Source organism: Singulisphaera photorubra, assembly GCF_045290345.1.
GTDB lineage: Bacteria > Planctomycetota > Planctomycetia > Isosphaerales > Isosphaeraceae > Singulisphaera.
The window spans coordinates 8765274-8784107 of record NZ_CP155447.1; the positions used below are offsets into that span (position 1 = coordinate 8765274).

General features: G+C 61.5%; 14 protein-coding genes. 5 read left to right on the forward strand and 9 right to left on the reverse strand.

The features are described from left to right. Positions 1-16: 16 nt before the first annotated feature. On the reverse strand, positions 17-787 hold the full coding sequence (locus V5E97_RS32745; RefSeq protein ID WP_406695740.1) for an SDR family NAD(P)-dependent oxidoreductase: 771 nt from the start codon (positions 785-787) through the stop codon (positions 17-19). Positions 788-1181: 394 nt separating this feature from the next. Here V5E97_RS32745 and V5E97_RS32750 point away from each other — a divergent pair, with 394 nt between their 5' ends. Beyond that, positions 1182-1556 (forward strand): hypothetical protein, encoded by a 375-nt coding sequence (locus V5E97_RS32750; protein ID WP_406695741.1) that lies wholly within the window; start codon positions 1182-1184, stop codon positions 1554-1556. Further along, positions 1553-3445, forward strand: a complete 1893-nt coding sequence (locus tag V5E97_RS32755) for a hypothetical protein (protein WP_406695742.1) — start codon at positions 1553-1555, stop codon at positions 3443-3445. The genes V5E97_RS32750 and V5E97_RS32755 overlap by 4 nt, the downstream gene beginning before the upstream one ends. 160 nt (positions 3446-3605) lie before the next feature. On the opposite strand, the gene rdgB is transcribed toward V5E97_RS32755, so the two are convergent. The 6 genes from rdgB to argB all read right to left on the reverse strand — a co-directional run bounded on the left by rdgB (position 3606) and on the right by argB (position 10069). Continuing rightward, on the reverse strand, positions 3606-4265 hold the full coding sequence (gene rdgB, locus V5E97_RS32760) for an RdgB/HAM1 family non-canonical purine NTP pyrophosphatase (RefSeq protein ID WP_406695743.1): 660 nt from the start codon (positions 4263-4265) through the stop codon (positions 3606-3608). A gap of 204 nt (positions 4266-4469) precedes the next feature. Further along, the gene (locus V5E97_RS32765; RefSeq protein ID WP_406695744.1) at positions 4470-5657 is read right to left on the reverse strand and encodes a hypothetical protein; all 1188 of its coding nucleotides are present in this window, start codon (positions 5655-5657) and stop codon (positions 4470-4472) included. A 255-nt stretch (positions 5658-5912) separates the two neighbouring features. Beyond that, a complete protein-coding gene (rph, locus tag V5E97_RS32770; protein ID WP_406695745.1) occupies positions 5913-6629 on the reverse strand; it encodes a ribonuclease PH in 717 nt (238 codons plus the stop codon). A gap of 165 nt (positions 6630-6794) precedes the next feature. Then, on the reverse strand, positions 6795-7772 hold the full coding sequence (argF, locus tag V5E97_RS32775) for an ornithine carbamoyltransferase (RefSeq protein WP_406695746.1): 978 nt from the start codon (positions 7770-7772) through the stop codon (positions 6795-6797). A gap of 20 nt (positions 7773-7792) precedes the next feature. Then, a complete protein-coding gene (locus tag V5E97_RS32780) occupies positions 7793-9001 on the reverse strand; it encodes an aspartate aminotransferase family protein (RefSeq protein WP_406695747.1) in 1209 nt (402 codons plus the stop codon). A gap of 90 nt (positions 9002-9091) precedes the next feature. Then, on the reverse strand, positions 9092-10069 hold the full coding sequence (gene argB / locus V5E97_RS32785) for an acetylglutamate kinase (RefSeq protein WP_406695748.1): 978 nt from the start codon (positions 10067-10069) through the stop codon (positions 9092-9094). Between the two features lie 155 nt (positions 10070-10224). Between argB and V5E97_RS32790 the strand changes: the two genes are divergently transcribed. From V5E97_RS32790 to V5E97_RS32800, 3 genes are all read left to right on the forward strand, one after another. Then, on the forward strand, positions 10225-10665 hold the full coding sequence (locus tag V5E97_RS32790; protein ID WP_406695749.1) for a hypothetical protein: 441 nt from the start codon (positions 10225-10227) through the stop codon (positions 10663-10665). Positions 10666-11031: 366 nt separating this feature from the next. Next, complete coding sequence (gene metH / locus V5E97_RS32795; protein ID WP_406695750.1) at positions 11032-14745, forward strand: methionine synthase; 3714 nt, start codon at positions 11032-11034, stop codon at positions 14743-14745. Between the two features lie 523 nt (positions 14746-15268). Further along, positions 15269-15739, forward strand: a complete 471-nt coding sequence (locus tag V5E97_RS32800) for a hypothetical protein (protein ID WP_406695751.1) — start codon at positions 15269-15271, stop codon at positions 15737-15739. Positions 15740-15851: 112 nt separating this feature from the next. Here the strand turns inward: V5E97_RS32800 and fusA are convergent, their stop codons facing one another. Beyond that, positions 15852-17915: an elongation factor G gene (fusA, locus tag V5E97_RS32805; RefSeq protein ID WP_406695752.1), complete on the reverse strand. Its 2064-nt coding sequence runs from the start codon at positions 17913-17915 to the stop codon at positions 15852-15854. 99 nt (positions 17916-18014) lie between these two features. Continuing rightward, entirely contained in the window at positions 18015-18746 is a 732-nt protein-coding gene (gene hisA / locus V5E97_RS32810; protein ID WP_406695753.1) for a 1-(5-phosphoribosyl)-5-[(5-phosphoribosylamino)methylideneamino]imidazole-4-carboxamide isomerase, read from the reverse strand. Positions 18747-18834: the final 88 nt, after the last annotated feature.

An 18834-nucleotide genomic window follows, 5' to 3' on the forward strand; every position in this document is an offset into this window, starting at 1 on the left:
GGCCAACTTGAGCTTGTCACTGGACGGTGTATCCGCCGTCAACGAAAAGGCACGCTCCCGTCACGAAGCTCGAAGCCTCCGAGGCGAGAAAAACCGCGGCCGGTCCGATCTCAGCCGGATCCCCCCATCGCCCCAACGGGATCTTCGCCTGCATGGCCGCATTGATGGTCGGGTCGTTGAGCAACGGCAGATTGAGCTCGGTGGCGAATGGACCAGGGCAGAGTGCGTTCACATTGATCCGGTCGGATGCCCATTCCAGGGCGAGCGTCTTGGTCAGGAGGTCGAGTCCCCCTTTGCTCGACGCGTAGGGAGTCCGACCTGGCATGGAGACTTCGCCGAGCATGCTCGACATGTTAATCACACGGCCCCACTTCTGCCGCTTCATCGGTTCGGAGACGGCGCGGCAACAGAGCCAGGGACCCTTCAGGTTTGTGTCGATCACCTGGTCCCAGTCCGACTCCTTGAGTTCTTCAATGGGTCCGCGAATGTTGATTCCCGCATTATTGACCAGGATATCCAACCGCCCGTAGGTGTCGAGCACTCGAGCCACCGTGCTCGTAACGTCAGCGTTCCGCGTGACGTCGGCCACGATTCCGAATGACCTGGCGCCGGTCGAGGCCTGGATGCCGAGGGCGACCGACTCCACCTGCTCACGATTCCTCGCCGTCAGCGCGACCGAGGCCCCCGCTGAGGCTAACGCCTCGGCGATCACGCGGCCCAGGCCCCGCGATCCCCCCGTCACGAGCGCCACTTTCCCATCGAGCCGAAATCGATCCAGAATGCTCATCGGTGTCCCGTCCTCGCTACCCCGGTGGCTTACTCCGATTCCCAGACCCCATAACGTACTCCACGTCTCACAGACGCCATAGAGATCTGTGAGTTCGGGGGTGCGGGAAAATCGATTCGCGAAACCTTGTCGGTGATTCCTGCCGTGCGGAATCGGGGTTCCGTAGCAGTTCGGGAGTTATTGCAGGGGCTTTATCTAAGCTACGTAACATCTGGGTAAACCTTGCGTTCTGGAAGGCTTGGGTCCTTGGGAAATATAGAGAAAGAGCCTTAAGCTGCCAGCCACGAGTGACCGAACACTATCAGTGAGTTAGCGGGTCCGAAGCCCGAGCGGAGCTTCGTGGCACGGGCTCAGCGATCGGCGAGATTAGGTCGGGAGTGTGATTGAGGAGCGTATGATGCGGAAACTTCGATCGGTTGCGCTCATGACCCTGGTTTTTGGGGCATGGGTGGCCGAGCACCCGGCGGAGGCGGCCAGCTATGCTGGAGGGGCCTCAACGCGTTGTTGTCCGGTTCCCCAGGAGTGCGGGGGCCATGTTGAGTATCAGACCCAACGTCAGACCGTTCTCCAGGCCGTGCAGGAGACCGTCTACGAAAATCAGCAAGTCACGTCGGTACGCGATGTCTGCGAAACGGTGATGCAGCCCAGAACTGTCACCACGATGCAGACGGTCTCCGAGCAGTGCGTACGCGACGAAGCTTATACCGTACAGCGTCCGACCTATAGAACCGTGCAGAAGAGTGCCGTTACACCGTTCAACGCCCGGTGAGCCGGACGATCTGGAAGGATTGCACCTATACGGTCAGCCGCCCGGTTCGCGAAACGCATATGGAGAATCGGGTCTACACGGTGAGCCGCCCTGTGCGGGAAACCACCCTGAAGACCTGCACCTACAACGTCACGACCCCGGTTCGTGAAGTCTCCTACAAGGAATGTGCCTATACGGTCTGCCGCCCGGTGCAAGAGACCTTCATGAAGACCGTGAACTACACGGTCTGCCGCCCCGTTCAGGAGACGGCCTACAAGAACTGCACCTATACGGTGTGCCGGCCCGTTCAGAAGACCTGCTATCGCTCGGTCCCTTACACGGTGCAGGTGCCGGTTCAGACCACGGTGCTTCAGTGCCAGCCCTACACTGTGATGGTTCCCGTCAAACAGTGCGCCTATAAGCAGGTGGCCTACACTGTCAGCCGCCCGGTCCGCGAGACTGTGATGCGGGAGTGCCGCTACACCGTTCAGACGCCGGTTCGGCGGACCGTGCTCGAGAACCAGAGCTACACGGTTTGCCGCCCTGTGCGTGAGACCGTGATGCAGGAGCAGCGCTACACAGTTTGCCGCCCGGTCCAGACGACCACCCTGAAGACCGTCACCGAGACCAACTACCGAACGGTCACGGAAACCGCGTCCCGCGAAGTTTGCGAGACGATCTGCGTGCCGCGCACGGTGGTCCGCCAGGTCACCCGCGAATGTGGTGAGTGGGTCAACCAGCAGATCGAAGTGCCGGGCAAGATGGTGTGCGTCAACGGTTGCTGGGTTCAGTGCCCGCCCACTTACATCTGCAAGCGAGTGTGGTGCCCCCGAACCGTCGTCGAGAACGTTTCTTGCACGGTCTACGAGAGCCAGCAAGTTCGCAAGCAGGTTCCTTACACGGTCTGCCGCCAGGTTCCCGAGTGCGTCACACGGCAGATTCCGGTGACCACCTGCACGATGGTTCCCCAGGAATGCGTTCGCCAGGTGCCGGTGACCACCTGCCGCATGGTCTCGGAGACGGTCGTCAAGCAGGTCCCCCGGGTCATCTGTGAGACTGTTGCAACCGAGTGCGTCAAACAGGTCCCGGTGACCACCTGCCGGATGGTGACTGAGACTTGCACCAAGACCGTTCCCTACTCTTACTGCACCATGGTGCCCCGCACCGCCACGCGGACCGTCCCGGTCAGCGTGACCAAGATGTGCTCGAAGACCCTTTGCCGCCAGGAGGCCTACACCGTCACCCAGATGGTGCCGGAGACCCAGGTCAAGCAAGTCCCCTACACCGTCACCCGGATGGTTTCGGTGCCTTGCACCAAGGTTGTTCCTTGCACGATCACCCGGACCGTTCGTGAGACTCACGTCAAGCGAATCCCGGTGACGACTTGCCGGATGGTCACAACCCAGCAGGTCAAGCAGGTTCCCGTGACCACCTGCCGGATGGTGACCGAGACCCGTCACTGCCCGGTTCCTGTGACCACCTGCCGAATGGTTTCTGAAACCGTCGTCAAGCGAGTTCCGCAGACGATCTGTGAGACCGTGACCGAGCAGTGCGTCCGGATCGTGCCCCAGACCATCTGCGAAATGCAGACCATCCAGTGCGTTCGGAAGGTCCCCTACACGGTCTGCCGTCAGGTGCCGGTGACGACCACCGTCCACTGCCCCGTGACCGTCAAGCGTCAGGTCACCGAGTGCCGCACCGTCTGCGTGCCCAAGACGATCTGCCGCCAGGTTCCGGTCGAAGTCTGCGTTCAGGTTCCCGTGTCGGTCCACTGCCCGACCCCCGTCGTCGCCTCGGCACAGAGCGTGGTGGCTTCGGCCCAAACTGAGGTTCCTTGCACGACCCTCCCCGCTTGCGACCCTTGCGATCGCAAGCACCCGCTCTTCGGCCGCCTCCTCGGTCGTTATTGAGCGACGGAGTGCCCGTCCAACTCGCTGTTGAATCGCGAACGCCCTCCACCGACAAAGTGGAGGGCGTTCGTGCATTTTAAGATTCAAGCCTTGGGAACGTCTTTCACACTCACCTCTGCAATTCCAGACGGCAACGACCCCGCGTCCCGATTCCCGTTCTCTACCCCATCGAATTCGAGGCGATCAATCGCACGAGGTCGTTCCGAAACCGCCCGAACGCTCGCGCACGATGGCTGAGCTGCCGTTTGACGACCGCGTTCAGTTCACCGAACGTCTTGTGGTACTCGGGAATGAGAAATAAAGGATCATAGCCGAATCCGTTGGCTCCCTGAGGGGCCCGGGTGATCCTGCCGCGACAGGCCCCTTCCGACTCCAGACGAATCGTTCCGTCGGGATCGGCCAGCGCGAGATGGCAGACGAAGGCCGCGCCACGCTGGCTGTCGTTGAGAGCTGCCAGCGCCTCGAGCAACTTGTGGTTGTTCGCTTCGTCGTCGCCGTGCTCCCCTGCATAGCGAGCTGACAAGACGCCAGGGGCGCCTTTCAGGGCGTCAACCGCCAGTCCCGAATCATCGGCGAGTACCCAGCTGCGCAAGTTCCGGGCGGTCTCGCTGGCTTTCTTGCGGGCATTTCCCCCGAACGTGTCGGCATCCTCCACGACGTCGGCGACTTCTGGATGATCCGCCAGAGTTCCGATCGAAAGGCGGGCGAGATGCGGGTTCGGTTCCCAGGTCGGGTGGATGAGCTCGGCCATCTCCTCCCCTTTCTTGCGGTTCTGGGTACCGATGACAAGGAGGATGGAGTCGGGACGGGACGAGGTCATCTTGGTGCTCGAAGGGTGGGACACGATTGGGGAGGTTTGCCCAATCATCGAACGGTAGGCCCTCCCCAGTCAATACGATAAAGGATCCGGATCGAGGGCCGAGCATGAACTGCTCGGCGCTTGATCGGATCCTTTTGATAATGATCGGAGTCTGCGGTGACCTTGCGAGCCCTGGCACGGGAAGCGACGGCTCGGGATATCGACTTATCGGGGCTTGAGTGGGCTCACTTCGGTCAGCGTGGCGGCCGGGACGATCATGGTGTCGGTCACCGCTTTTCGCCGACCCTTCGACGCATCCGCTTGGATGAGCGGCACGGCGAGTCGGAGCAGACGCTCGCGAAGCTGGACGGCGGCCGGATCGTTCGGCGCATTGAAGGCACCGATCATGACGCGGCTCGAGGACCGATCATGGTAGACGTAGACCGGCTGACCGAGCTGTCGAATCTCTTCGGACTTGGCAAGCGATTGCGCCATCTTCTCAGCGTCTTCCGCGGCGGTGATGAGCGGGCTTTTCTTCAGCCCCAGATCGCCGAGCGACTGTGTACCGGCAACTTCGAAGCTCGCCCGGCCACTGAAATTGGCTACTTCGAGCGTGTAGTTCCCGGCGCAGTTGTAGAGGCTGTGTGGGCCCTGGTTCATCCGAGTGATGAACGGGTCATTGCTCCCCGGAAACAGATTCTGGGCGGGGACATAGGGGTTGGTGGTCCTGATCGCCTTGCTCAGACCGGTTTGCCAGATATACATCTTGGGCAAATTGTCGATGCACTTCGGCTTGATCTTCTTGACCCTGTGAAGGAGCGCCTCGGAGCCTTTGAGGGTCTTCTCGTTCCCCACGAGGACGGCCGCTTCATCGAAGCTCCGAACCCGCTCCGGATCGGCGAGCCGGGCGCGGTCGACTCCAGCGGGAGCCGTGGGAGGAATGTTGCGGATGTTGCTTGTTCGCGGAAAATCCTTGGTTCGCAGAATGTATGCGGGCAGTTGGTGTTCGTTCCGCAACTCGAGCACGAGGGCTAGGGCCGACCGCTCGGCATCAGGGCCGCGAAACGTCTTCGCCATCACCATGAAGGGGCCAACGTCTTTGGTGAGCAGGTAAGGCTCGATCGCGTCCTGGGGGAGGGGGATCTTGGGGGTCTGGCTCTGTTCCGGATAGTCCTGCGCAGGCATTGCGCCCGCCACGTTGGCCGGACGGATGTTAGGGTCGGTGGGAGCCGATGTCCCGGCCCGGTTGCTGGTGGTCAGGGCGGTTGGAGCCGCGAAGGCTTTCGGCAGCGCGCCATTTTTCTGCGGTGCGGACGAACGGAAGAGCCCACTCCTCGGGCCCTGACCGTACGCGCAAACGGTGAGCGTGGCCAACGAGCCGGCCAGCGCCAAGGTGGCGATCGGCGATTTCATGAGCGATCCCCATCCTGTAGGGTACGCGGCGGGTCGAAGGGGCTCGATGGACGCACTCCCCCCTGATCCGTACCACGGGTCTCCATTGAATCCATTCAGTCGTGTTGCGAATCGAGGGATGAGGTCTCGGCGACTTGTCGGGCGGGACTTTAGCAGAACCTGGTCATGTCGACCAGACGGAAAAAAGAAGTGGAAAACGAGGTCCCTCGGATCGGGTCGCTCGGAGGCGGTGAACCTCCGAGCGGCGCACTCAAGTCAAGCGATGAACGGCCATTGAATCCCGAGCGTCTCGCGCTGGACTTGAATCAAGCGGTTGATCCCCTCATCGGCGAGGTCGAGAAGCGCCTGGAGCTGGGACCTTGAGAAGGTTCCCCCTTCGCCCGTGCCTTGCACCTCGACGAGTCCGCCGCCGCCGAGCCGGATGACGTTGAAGTCAACTTCGGCCGTCGAATCTTCGGGATAGTCGAGGTCGAGGACGGGCTCGCCCGCGACGATCCCGGTGCTGACGGCGGCCACGCTGTCTCGGAGAATCGTGCCGGCCGCGGCCCCAAATCGGCTCGATAGGGCATCGGCCACGGCAATGAAAGCAGCCGTGATCGCGGCGGTTCGGGTTCCGCCGTCGGCCTCGATGACGTCGGCATCGATGTGAAGGGTCCAGGGACCAAGCGCCTTGGTATCGATCACCGCCCGAAGGCTCCGACCGATCAAGCGCTGGATCTCGGTCGATCGGCCGTCAGTCCCTCGTGATTTTCGGGTCGGAGTGCTGCCGGGCAGCATCGAGTACTCGGCGGTCAGCCATCCCACCCCTTTGCCTTCGAGGAACGGGGGAACCTTGTCGGAGAGGTGGGCCGTGACGAGAACCGTCGTCCCCCCCGCTCGGTAGAGCGCACTGCCGGGACTGTTGCGGACGAATCCGCGTTCGACTGTGACCGGGCGAAGTTCATTGGGAGCGCGACCATCATGGCGAGGCATGCAGAACTCCGTGGGTCAAACATCTTCGGATGTCTTTGAGAGTGGCTGACCTTAAATGGTCACCCAACTCTGGGGTGGCTGGGGGCCATTTTTTTGGCTCGCGGATTTCTGGCCTTCATGCCCACGACCGATGACTGGCTCCAGTCACCCCGGCGCGCTCCGTCGTCAGGATGAGGCCTGGCTATGCATCGCGTTGGGGGCGGTTCGGTTCAGCTCGTCGGGCCACTTGTCCGAGAGCAGCCAGATCAGGAGGGCCTTCTGGAAATGGAGCCGGTTTGCCGCCTGGAGGATGACCACGCTCTGGGAGCCGTCGAGAACCTCGGAGGTGACTTCCTCCTCGCGGCGTGCGGGCAGGCAATGCAGGAAAATCGCTTCGCCCCTCGCTTGCGAGAGCAGCTCGCGATTGACCTGGAACGGGGCGAACGCCTCGCGTCGCAATTCGGCCTCGTGTTCTTGCCCCATACTTGCCCAGACGTCGGTGTAGACGACGTCGGCTCCGGCCAGCGCACGCCGAGGGTCGTGCTCGACCACGAGCGGAATGTGCGGGAAGGTGGCCTCGAACCGGGCTCGAAACTCGGGAGGAAACTCGTAACCTTCCGGCGAGGCGAGCGCAAACTCCATGCCGGTGAGTGCCGCGGCCAGAGCGAGCGAACGCGCCACGTTGTTCCCGTCGCCAACAAAGACGAGCCGAAGCCCCTCAAGGCGACCGAGCGTCTCCTTGATCGTCATCAGGTCGGCCAGGGCCTGGCAGGGATGGGCTGCGTCGGACAGTGCGTTCACGACCGGAATCGTGGCGTGCTCGGCCAAGGCTTCGATCGTCCGGTGCGCAAACGTGCGAACCGCGAGCACATCCACGTATTGGCTGATGACGCGAGCGAAATCGGGGATGCTCTCACGCACCCCCATCCCCACGTCCTTGCCATTCAAGAAGATGGCATTGCCGCCGAGCTGGGCGATGGCCGCCTCGAAGCTGACCCGGGTGCGCAGGGACGGCTTCTCGAAAATGAGGCCGAGCGTTCGACCCTCCAGGTAAGGAGGGCGATGCCCTTGTTGGTCGTGTCGTTTCAGGTCGATGGCCCGGTCGATCAGGTCTACGGCGGCCTCGGCCGAGAGGTCAAACAGGTCAATAAAATGGCGGATCATCGGGCACCTCCTCGCCTGGCTCAGATTGTCTGACGCCGGATCACGTCGGCCAGGATGGCACACCCCTCATCGACCTGCTCATCGCTGACGTTGAGCGCGGGCAAGAGCCGTACGACATTCCCGTGTGTTGCGTTGATCAAAAGCTTGCGCTCAAGGCATTCGGAGACAATGATCGACGCATCAAAGGAGAGCTCCAGGCCAATCATCACGCCGAGGATCCGGATTTCGCGAACCAGTTCGGGACGCTCATCACGGAGCGACTGGAAATGGCCGCGGAACCGTTCGCCCACCGCTCGTCCGCGTTCGAGCAAACCGTCTTGCTCGATGGTCTCGACGGCGGCGAGGCCGGCGCGGCAGGCGATCGGGTTGCCGCCGAACGTGCTTGCGTGCGTCCCTGGCTTCAGATGGCTGGCGACCTCCGGGGTCGCCATCATCACACCGGCCGCAACTCCACCCGCCAATGCCTTGGCACAGGTCAGGATATCGGGCGTAATGTTGGAATGCTGATAGGCGAACCATTTGCCGGTGCGACCCAGGCCGGTTTGAACCTCGTCGAGGATCAGAAGCACACCACGCTCATGGCAGAGCGAGCGGAGTCCCGGCAGGTAGTTGGGGGAAGGGACGTTGACCCCTCCTTCCCCTTGGATCGGCTCGACCAAGATGGCCGCTGTCTGATCGTCGAGCACCGCGGCCACTGCGTCCAGGTTATTGTAAGGGACATAGGTGAAACCGGGCACCAGTGGCTCACACCCGGCGTGATACTTGGGCTGGGCGGTTGCGGTCAGGGCGGCGTAGGTCCGACCGTGGAACCCGTTCTCCATCGTGACGATCTTGTAACGTCCCTTGGGGGAACCGTAGAGCCGGCTGAGCTTGATTGCGGCTTCATTCGCCTCGGCGCCGCTGTTACAGAAGAAGCTCTGGCCGCCGAACCCTTTCTCCGAGAGTGCCCGGGCAAATGCCCCTTGCGACTCCATGTACCAAGTGTTCGGTACGTGAATCAGTTGCCCGACTTGCTCGCGGACCGCCTCGACGATCCGAGGAGGACAGTGGCCGAGCAAGTTGCATCCCCAGCCCGGAAAGAAGTCGAGGTAACGATTCCCCTCGGCGTCCCAGATCCAAGAACCTTCGCCCCTGACCAGGCAGACCGGGTAGCGGCGGTAGTTGGGGATCACGTACTTGCCGAACTGGGCAATCGTTTCCTCGGAACTCAGATTCGCGACTTGGGCCAAGGCTAGAGCTCCCGTCAGGCTGGGCCGGCGACCCGGCGTTCGTGAGAAGGCAAGAGGATTGTTTCCGACCATTCGGAGGCGAGTCGACCGTCAATGCCGGGCCGAGATTCCTCGGCTCGATCCATTCGCATTCTCTTGCAAGACGATCTCGGTCCCGATCCCCTTGTCCGTGTACATCTCGAGTAAGAGTGAATGCCGGAGCCGGCCGTCGATGATGTGAGTTTTCCGCACACCTTCCCGGAGGCTGTCGAGGCTGGCTTCGACCTTCGGGATCATCCCTTTATCAATGATCCCTTGCGCGATCAATTCACGACACTCAACCGGCGTCAGACTCCGGATCAGGCTCTGAGGTTCGGATCGGTCTTTGAGGATCCCCGGCGTATCGGTCAGAAACACAAGCTTTTCGGCCTTGAGCGCCACGGCGACCGCGGCTGCCGCGGTGTCGGCGTTGACGTTCAAGAGGAGTTCGTCGTTATCCTCGGCCAGCGACGGGAGGACGGGTACGACCCCGGCGAAGCAGAGGTTCTCGATCAACGAGACCTCGACCTCGGTCACTTCACCCACGCGTCCGAGGTCAACGTCTCCCCCTGCCCCGTCGGGCAGAGTCAGTCGACGGCCGAAGAGGCATTGGGTCGTCTTATGGTGCAAACCGGCGGCGCGTCCGCCGTACTTGGTGATGTGTCGAACAATGTCGACGTTGATTTCTTCAGCAAGCACGCGGGCGACAATTCCCAGGGTAGCGTCATCGGTATAACGTCGGCCTTGCACGAAACGGGCTTCAAGTCCAGCCCGTTCCATCGCCAACGTGATCGCCTTACCGCCACCATGGACGACCACGGGTCTCATACCCACGGTCTGCATGAAGACGATATCGACGAGCAAAGCCCGGAGCGCTTCGGGTTCTTCCATCACCGAGCCGCCGAGCTTGATGACGGTGAACCGTCCGTGAAACTTGCGGAAGTAACCGAGTGCTTCGATCAGGACATCCGCCTTGCGGATCGCTTCTTCATGCACGGCGTGATCCCCAACCGCTCCCAAACATTCGACGACCAAACCACCATTCTTCATTTCCGTGACCCTTTGTAAAGTAGGCGCTGGCGGATCAGTTGCGCGGCGGAACGGCTGACTTGGCGATGAGACTCCCTTCGTATTACGATAAAAGGGGCGAGAGCGATTGCGTTTGGGCCGCCAATCTTGTTTTCCTTTAGAGGTTTTTTTCTCCGGTGGAACCTCTCTCAGGGCGTCATCAGCATGATCCCGACCTCGATCGACCACCGGCTCGTGTCTCGATCCTGTTGGAACCGTACTTCGAGGAATACCAGCGGCTCATCTCCAATCCGTTCCTGGCGTTGGCGGCTCTGATCCCCTGGTTCGTGGCAACCCGCATGGCGTTCCTGGCTAAGCATGTTCCGTCGATTCTGATTCTGCTCGCCAGCCTTGTCGGGATCGCCTACTTGCTTCAATTTCACTGCCTCGATTGCGGGGCGACGGGTTGTCTTTTTGGCTGGAAACACCACGCTTGCGATCGTGCGCTGGCCCGGCAGTTCGCGCGTCGCCGCCGCAGGCTCCGCGGTCCGAACCCCGCGACCCAGACTGTGCTCTGGGGTCTTATCGTCATGATCGTGGCATTGCTCTCGGCGATTGCGTTCCGCCCTCGCCACTGAAAACGCACGCTTGTCCCCCGCGATTCCGAAGGGTACTTGCCTGATCGATCCATCTTGACAGGGCTTCGGGGCGCGAAAGATAATCGTTCACCCGCCGCCCTCCCAATTTAAAGAAGAGATCGAGTCGGGCTTCGAGGCCAGGCGCAGCGACGACGATTGCCAGTGGCGCCACGACTCCCGCTATCATTTTGGGAGATCGCGTCGCTCGATGGCGAGCCGCCTTCGTAGTATGATAAGCCGGGTCGATTCGAGAATCGACGTCGAAGCAAAGGTCGAACATGTCTTTCTGGCAGACCTCGACCTGCGGTGGCGAGGTGTGTTGAGAAGGGTTCCTTTGTCCGTCTTTTCAGGATGCCTGGAAGTCCAATGACCGATACGCGACATCGCCTTGAGCAGATCCTCTCCGAGCGGATCATGATCCTCGATGGCGCGATGGGGACGATGATCCACGCGCACAAACCGACGGAGGAGGATTATCGCGGCGAACAATTCCGCAATCATTCCAAGCTCCTCAAGAACTGCACCGAGGTCATGGCGCTGAGTCAGCCGCACATGATCGAGGAGATTCACACGGCCTACCTCGAGGCAGGGGCCGACATCGTCTCGACCGACAGTTTCAACAGCAACGCGATCTCGATGGCCGACTACGACCTCGAGGATCGGGTCTTTGAGCTGAACCAGGCGGCCGCGGCCATCGCTCGACGAGCGGCCGATGCGATGACCCGCAAGACGCCCGACAAGCCGCGGTTTGTGGCCGGCAGTCTTGGGCCGACCAACAAGATGCTCAACAACCCGTCGGATCCGAACAATCCGGACCCGAGCTATCGCCCCGTCACGTTCGATCAGCTCGTCGATGCTTACACCGAGCAGGTCCGTGGTCTGGTGAGTGGTGGGGTCGACATCTTCCTGGCGGAAACCGCCTTCGACACGCTGAACCTCAAAGCCTGCCTCTTCGCGATCGACAAATACTTTGAAACCCATGGCGTGCGATTTCCCGTCATGGCCTCCACCACGATCTTCAACGGTGGGGTGACCCTGACCTCACAGAAGGTCGAGGCGTTCTGGGCCTCGATGTCTCCTTACGACCTGTTCAGCGTCGGGATCAACTGCGCCTTGGGCGCCGATCAGATGCGTCCGTATGTCGAGGCGCTTTCCGACCTCGCGGTCCCCTACATGAGCTGTTACCCGAACGCTGGCTTGCCCAACGCGCTGGGCGAGTTCGACGACAGCCCCGGGTCGCTCGGCAGCCCCGACCATATGGCGAGGCGGATCCGCGAGTTCGCCACCGATGGCTGGCTGAACCTGGTGGGAGGCTGCTGCGGCACGCGCCCGCCGCACATCCGTGCGATCGCCGAGGCCGTTCAGGGGATCCGGCCGCGAACCCGGCCGACTCGCCCCTCCTGGTCGATTCTCAGCGGGACCGACGCCCTGACGATTCGCCCCGAGAGCAACTTCATGATGGTGGGGGAGCGAACCAACATCACAGGGTCGAAAAAGTTCGCCCGGCTGATCAAAGGTGGAGACTACGACAGTGCTTTGAGCGTGGCCCGCGACCAGGTCGAGGGGGGGGCCAACATCGTCGATGTGAACATGGACGAGGGGATGATCGACGGCGAAGAGGCGATGACCCGGTTCCTCCGGCTCATCGCGGCCGAACCCGACATCACCCGGGTGCCGATCATGATCGACAGCTCGAAGTGGTCGGTCATCGAGGCGGGCCTGAAGTGCGTTCAAGGCAAGTCGATCGTCAACTCGATCAGCCTCAAGGAAGGGGAAGAGAAGTTCCTCGAGCAAGCGAAGCTCGTCAACCGATATGGTGCCGCCGTCGTGGTGATGGCGTTCGACGAGGAAGGCCAGGCAGTCACGGCCGATCGAAAGGTCGAAATCTGTGCCCGGGCTTATGATCTGCTGACGAACAAGGTTGGCTTCGCCCCCTCCGACATCATTTTCGACACCAACATCCTGACGGTCGGGACGGGCATCGAGGAGCACAACAACTACGCGGTCGAGTTCATCGAAGCGGTGCGTCGGCTCAAGCAGATGTTCCCGGAGTCGAAGACCAGCGGTGGTGTCAGCAACGTCTCGTTCTCGTACCGCGGCAATGACGTCGTCCGCGAGGCGATGAACGCGGCCTTCCTCTACCACGCGATTGCCGCCGGCCTCGATATGGGCATCGTCAACGCCGGCCAACTCGAGGTCTACGAGGAGATTCCCAAGGATCTCCTCGAGCGCGTCGAGGACGTGCTCTTGAATCGCCGCCCCGACGCCGCCGATCGCCTGACCGAGTTCGCCGAAACCGTCAAGAAGCGGGGCAAGAAGGAAACAGGGAAGGAACTGGCCTGGCGCGACGGCCCGGTCGAGGAACGGCTCAAGCATGCCCTGGTCACGGGAAATGCCGACTTTGTCGAGGCTGACGTCGAGGAGGCACGGCAGTCATACACCCGAACCCTCTCGATCATCGAGGGGCCGCTCATGGACGGCATGAACGTCGTCGGCGACCTCTTCGGTGCGGGCAAAATGTTCCTACCCCAGGTGGTCAAAAGCGCCCGGGTGATGAAGAAAGCCGTGGCGTACTTGCTCCCGTTCATGGAGGCCGAGAAGGCCAAAGGGGACGTCAGTGCGCGGAAGGCACGCGGCAAGCTGCTGATGGCGACTGTGAAGGGGGACGTGCACGACATCGGCAAGAACATCGTCGGCGTCGTCCTGGGCTGTAACGACTACGAAGTGATCGATCTCGGCGTGATGGTCCCGTGCGAGAAGATTCTCGCCGCGGCCCGCGAGCATGACGTAGACATGATCGGCCTCTCCGGGTTGATCACCCCCTCGCTCGACGAGATGGTCCACGTCGCCAAGGAGATGGAACGGGAAGGGTTCGAACTCCCGCTCCTGATCGGTGGTGCCACGACGAGTATCAAGCACACGGCGGTCAAGATCGCTCCCAGCTATCACGGCACGGTCATTCATGTGAAGGATGCGTCGCGCTGTGTGGGGGTGGTCGATCGCCTGAATCGCGACGATCAACGCGATTTGATCGACAACGAAAACCGGACGATGCAGGAAAAGGAACGGGTCAGTTTCGCCCAGCGACGGAAGCGAACCCTGGTCACGTATGCCGAGGCACAGAAACGGAAATTCGCGACCGACTGGACGACCTCGGAGATTGCTGTCCCGGCGCAACTTGGACCGCAGATCATCCACGCGCTCCCGCTCGGTGACCTGGTCCCCTACATCGACTGGTCTCCCTTCTTCATGGCGTGGGAGTTGAAGGGGAAATACCCCTCGATCTTCGAGTCGCCCGAGGTGGGTACCGAGGCAAAAAAACTCTTCAACGACGCGAAACGGCTGCTCGATCAAATCGTCGAGCGCAAGTCGCTGACGGCCTCTGGGGTGTATGGGATTTTCCCCGCGAATTCCGAGGGGGATGATATTCTCGTATACTCGGATGAGTCGCGGACGACGCCGACGTTTCGCTTTCCGATGCTTCGTCAGCAGTGGGAGCGAGAAGGGCAGACCTCGTTCCGGTGCCTGGCCGACTATATCGCCCCCGTCTCTTCGGGCCGCCCCGACTACATGGGAGCCTTCGCGATTACGACGGGCGTTGGCGCTGAGGCCCTGGTGGAAGGCTTTGAACGCGATCACGACGATTACAATTCGATCATGGTCAAAGCCCTGGCTGATCGTCTGGCCGAGGCGTTCTCTGAATATCTCCACGAGCGAGTTCGTCGCGAGTGGGGCTACGGGCAGAACGAAGGCTTGGCCAAGGCCGACTTGATCGCCGAGAAGTATCGCGGCATTCGTCCCGCCTCAGGGTATCCGACGTCTCCCGACCATACCGAGAAGTCGCTGCTCTGGAAGTTGCTCGACGTCGAAGCCAAGGCTGGGATTCGATTGACCGAGTCGCTCGCGATGTATCCGGGGGCCTCCGTCAGCGGTCTCTACTTCGCTCATCCCGAGGCGCGGTACTTCGCCGTTGATCTGATCACGCGCGATCAGGTCGAGAATTACGCCACGCGCAAGGGAATGCCGATCGCCGAGGTGGAACGCTGGCTCGCCCCAAATCTGGCCTACGACGTCAGCTAATGCGGTAGACATGGTCTACTTTTGAACATTCCCCGAATTCTGGGGGGGCCGCGGGTTGGGGACGACCCGCGGCCCCCAGTCGCCTTCAGACAGCCGCGGCCAACCATCAGAAAATCAAAAAATGCGGTGGTTTTAGGCTTTGTGGAGAAGGGGCGATTCCGCCTGCCACGACCTCAAATCCAGGCCGGTTGAATCCCATCCTCCCAGGTGAAAAGCGCTGCATCGGATCGTTGGGCCCGGCCGCTCAGGTTTCGTGATCCGTGGGCTGGTGCGAGTGGGGGATGTGGGGCCCTTCGGGGGCGAGACCAGGTGTGGCAAGCCCACCTGCCAACGCTGATGGATTTGACTCCGGACGCTCCCACTCGGTTCTCGATCGTGGAACCAGATCCATGGAGTGAAGGGATAGAAATCTTTCGAATGAGTTTGCTCGCCGACAACGGCGCTCTAATAATACAATGAGACTTAGGTTCGACCCGGAGCGGACGGGCCTTGCCTGTGTGTCCGTGCGCCAAGAGGTAACACCATGGCCCTTTTCCGAAAACTTGCCGTAGCCGTGATGATCACGGGTGCCTTTGTGCCTTTCGCCCCGGCGCAAACACCGAGCCGTTCGCAGAATGTACTTCCTCGAAGCAGCAACAACCGGTCCCAGTTCTCCCAGATGTCGGCCCCGCCGCGTCGTCGAAGCATCGTGCATCACTACCCCTATCCCTATCCCAATTATTACACAAACGATCGATCGGCCGGATTCCGGAACCCGGGTGGTGTCGGTCGTTTCAGCGAGTATTATCCTCCGGGCGGCCAGTTTCAGGTGAATCCGTCGGTCGACCCGGTGCGCGTCGCGAGCTTCGATCGAGGGGGAGGACCGACCCTGGCCGATCAACGGGCGGCCCAGCAGATCGGAATCCAGCGTGACTCCGTGATGCAGCGGCAAATCAACAACTTTGGTGGTTTTGGGTATGGTTACGGTGTCGGCTTCTTCGGCGGCTTCTATTGAGCTGCCGAGCCGAACTCACCTATGATGTGAATTCATGACACGGGCCGGGAAGAGGCATCCTCTTCCCGGCCCGTCGTTCGTTGAGAGTCGTTCGGCACGCGAATCCGGTCACTCACTCCTCGTCGATGCCTGCGCGGGATTTGGCCCACTTGTCCATGATGTTTTGCTGGACATTGGGCGGAACCGGCTCGTAGGAGCGGAATTCCATGGTGAAGGAACCTTGCCCGCCGGTCATGCTTTTCAGGTCGGTGGCATAGCGTAGCACCTCGCTCAGCGGTACGCTCGCCTGGATCGATTGCACGCCCCCGGGCATCGCTTCCATACCCGTAATCTGCCCGCGTCTCGTCGCCAGGTCGGCCGTGACGTCACCGAATTTCTGGAGCGGAACCACGACGTCCAACTTGACGATGGGTTCCAGCAATACCGGTCGGGCATTCACAAACGCTTTGCGGAATGCATTCGCAGCGGCCGTCTTGAAGGCTTGTTCCGAGCTATCGACGGCATGGTAGGAGCCGAAGAAGACTTCGACTTCGACGTCGACGACGGGGTTCCCGGAAACGATCCCCTTCTCCAGTTGCTCCCGGGCCCCTTTCTCGACGGCCGGAATGTACTGGCCAGGAATCACCCCTCCTTTGATCGAGTCGACGAAGCGGAACCCCTCACCTCGCTCTCGGGGCCGGATTCTGAGCTGCACGTCGGCAAATTGGCCTCGGCCACCGGTCTGTTTCTTGTGGCGGTAGTGGGCCTCGGCCTCTCCTGTGATTGTCTCGAGGTAAGGAACGTGCGGAATATGCGTGTTGATGTCGAGCTTGTAGCGATTCTTGAGTCGATGCTGGATCACATCCAGGTGCAACTCGCTCATGCCGGAGATCACCAGCTCGTGAGTCTGTGAGTCGCGGCGGAAGGTGAACGTGGGGTCCTCATCGGCGATTTTGGTCAGGCCGACCGAGATCCTCGGCTCATCCTCCCTTGTTTTCGGCTCCACCGCGCGTGGGACCATTGGAGTTGGGAACTTGATCGGCTTCAGAACCAGGTGCGGTTCATGGCCGTTCCCCGCAATCGTGACCGTGTCGGAGATGTGGAGATCATCAAACTTGGGGACTGCGACGATATCGCCTGCGATTGCTTCTTTCACCTCCTCCAGGGTCTTCCCTTGCAAACGGTAGAGATGTCCTGGCTTGCTCGTCTTGCCGGTGCGGAGGTTGGAGAGCACGGTGTCGCTGGCAATCCGTCCCGAGTGGATGCGGAGGAAGCTGAGCTTACCCATGAACAGGTCGTTGGTCGTCTTGAAGACCTGCGCGACGAGCTCGCCATCTTCGTGGGGTTCGAGTTCGACCTCGTCGTCGGCCCGCGAGCCGAGGCGGTGGCTGTCGGCCGGCGTCAGGCTGCAATCGGCCAGTAGGTGCAACAGTTCCTTGAGCCCGATGTCCTTACGTGCCGAGACGCAGACGATCGGGACGATCTGACCGTTCATGATCGCCCGGTGGGCGGCCTCTCGGAGCTCGCTCAGCGGGAGGGTCTCGCCGTCGAGGTAGCGATTCATGAGGTCTTCATCGCTCTCGACGATCTGCTCGACCACCATCTGATAGGCTTCGGTCGGATGCATCGGGCAATCATCCGGCACGTCCTCGGGGGGATTGAGCGCATCGATCACGCCTGAGAACGAGGACCCTTGGCCGATCGGGACGTAGAAGGGGACGCAGCCCGGTCCGAAGGTTTGGCGAATCTGCTCGAGAACGTCCAGGAAATTGACGTTCTCGCCGTCCATCTTGGTCAGGGCGATGATCCGGCCCAGCCTGAGCTGGCCTGCTTCCTGGAAGATGCGACGCGTGTTGACCTCGATGCCGGAGGTGGCCGCGATGGTCGTGATCACGTTCTCGACTGCGGCGAGGCCGCTGAGGGCGTTGCCGATGAAGTCGGGGTAGCCTGGGGTATCGATCAGGTGGATCTGCCGGTTGTCCCACTCCAGATGGAGGAGGTGCGAGTCGATGGTGATGTGCCGGCGTTTCTCTTCGTCCTCAACGTCGGAGAGGCTTGTCCCGTCATCGACCGAGCCACGTCGATCAGTGGCGCCCGCGGTGTAAAGAAGGGCGTCGGCAAGACTGGTCTTGCCCGACGCCCCATGTCCAGCCAAGGCAATGTTGCGGATATCAGTGATGTGATAGGTCGTGGTCATGGCGTCTCGTCCTCCCGTTGGGTTTGGGCTGAGTCTCCCGCCTTGGGACCGACGACCAAGCCACCCGTGAGAAAGGACGAGCCGAAGCGGGCCGGCCGCCTAGGGTGTTGAAGAGTGGTCGCCAGCCCGCTCCCGAGCTTCGCGAAGCCGGAAACGACCGTCGTACAGGGCGCGCCCGACGATGCATGCCGCGATTGGCAAGGCCGCCAGCTGCGCCAGATCCTCCAGACGACCGACACCCCCCGATGCGATCACCGGGGTCTTCAAGCGTAGGGCGAGCGCCTCGGTCGCGGCCAGGTTTGGCCCGTCGAGCATGCCGTCACACGCGATGTCGGTATAGACGACTCCGCCGAGTGGCAGATCGTCGAACTGCTCGGCCAAGGCCGTGGCCTCGACCGAAGACACGTCGAGCCAGCCACCGGTCGCGACCTGCCCGTTTCGGGCGTCGAGGCCGAGGACCAACCGCTGGGGGTACTTGAGCGCCATCGCCCGGAACCATGCCGGGTCTTTGAGTGCCTGGGTCCCCACGATGACTCGTTCCAGTCCGGCCTCGAGCCAGACGGCAATCGTCGATTCATCCCGGACCCCCCCGCCGAGCTGACAGGGGATCGTGAGTCGTTTCAGGATACTGCGAACGGCCTCGACGTTGACGGGGCGACCCGCCTTCGCACCGTCGAGGTCGACCAGGTGAAGTCTGGTCGCTCCTTCCGCCTCCCAATGCGCGGCCATGGCCGCGGGATCATTACCGAACACGGTCTCTTGGTTATAGTCACCCTGCTTGAGGCGAACGCAGTTCCCCCCTCGCAGGTCAATGGCCGGGATCACTTGCATGATCGTTACCAGGGCCTCATCAAGCCTTCAACACGTTCAATGTAGCCGTGCCCGGAGGGGCTCGCAAGAACCTTCTCCGGGGGAGCCA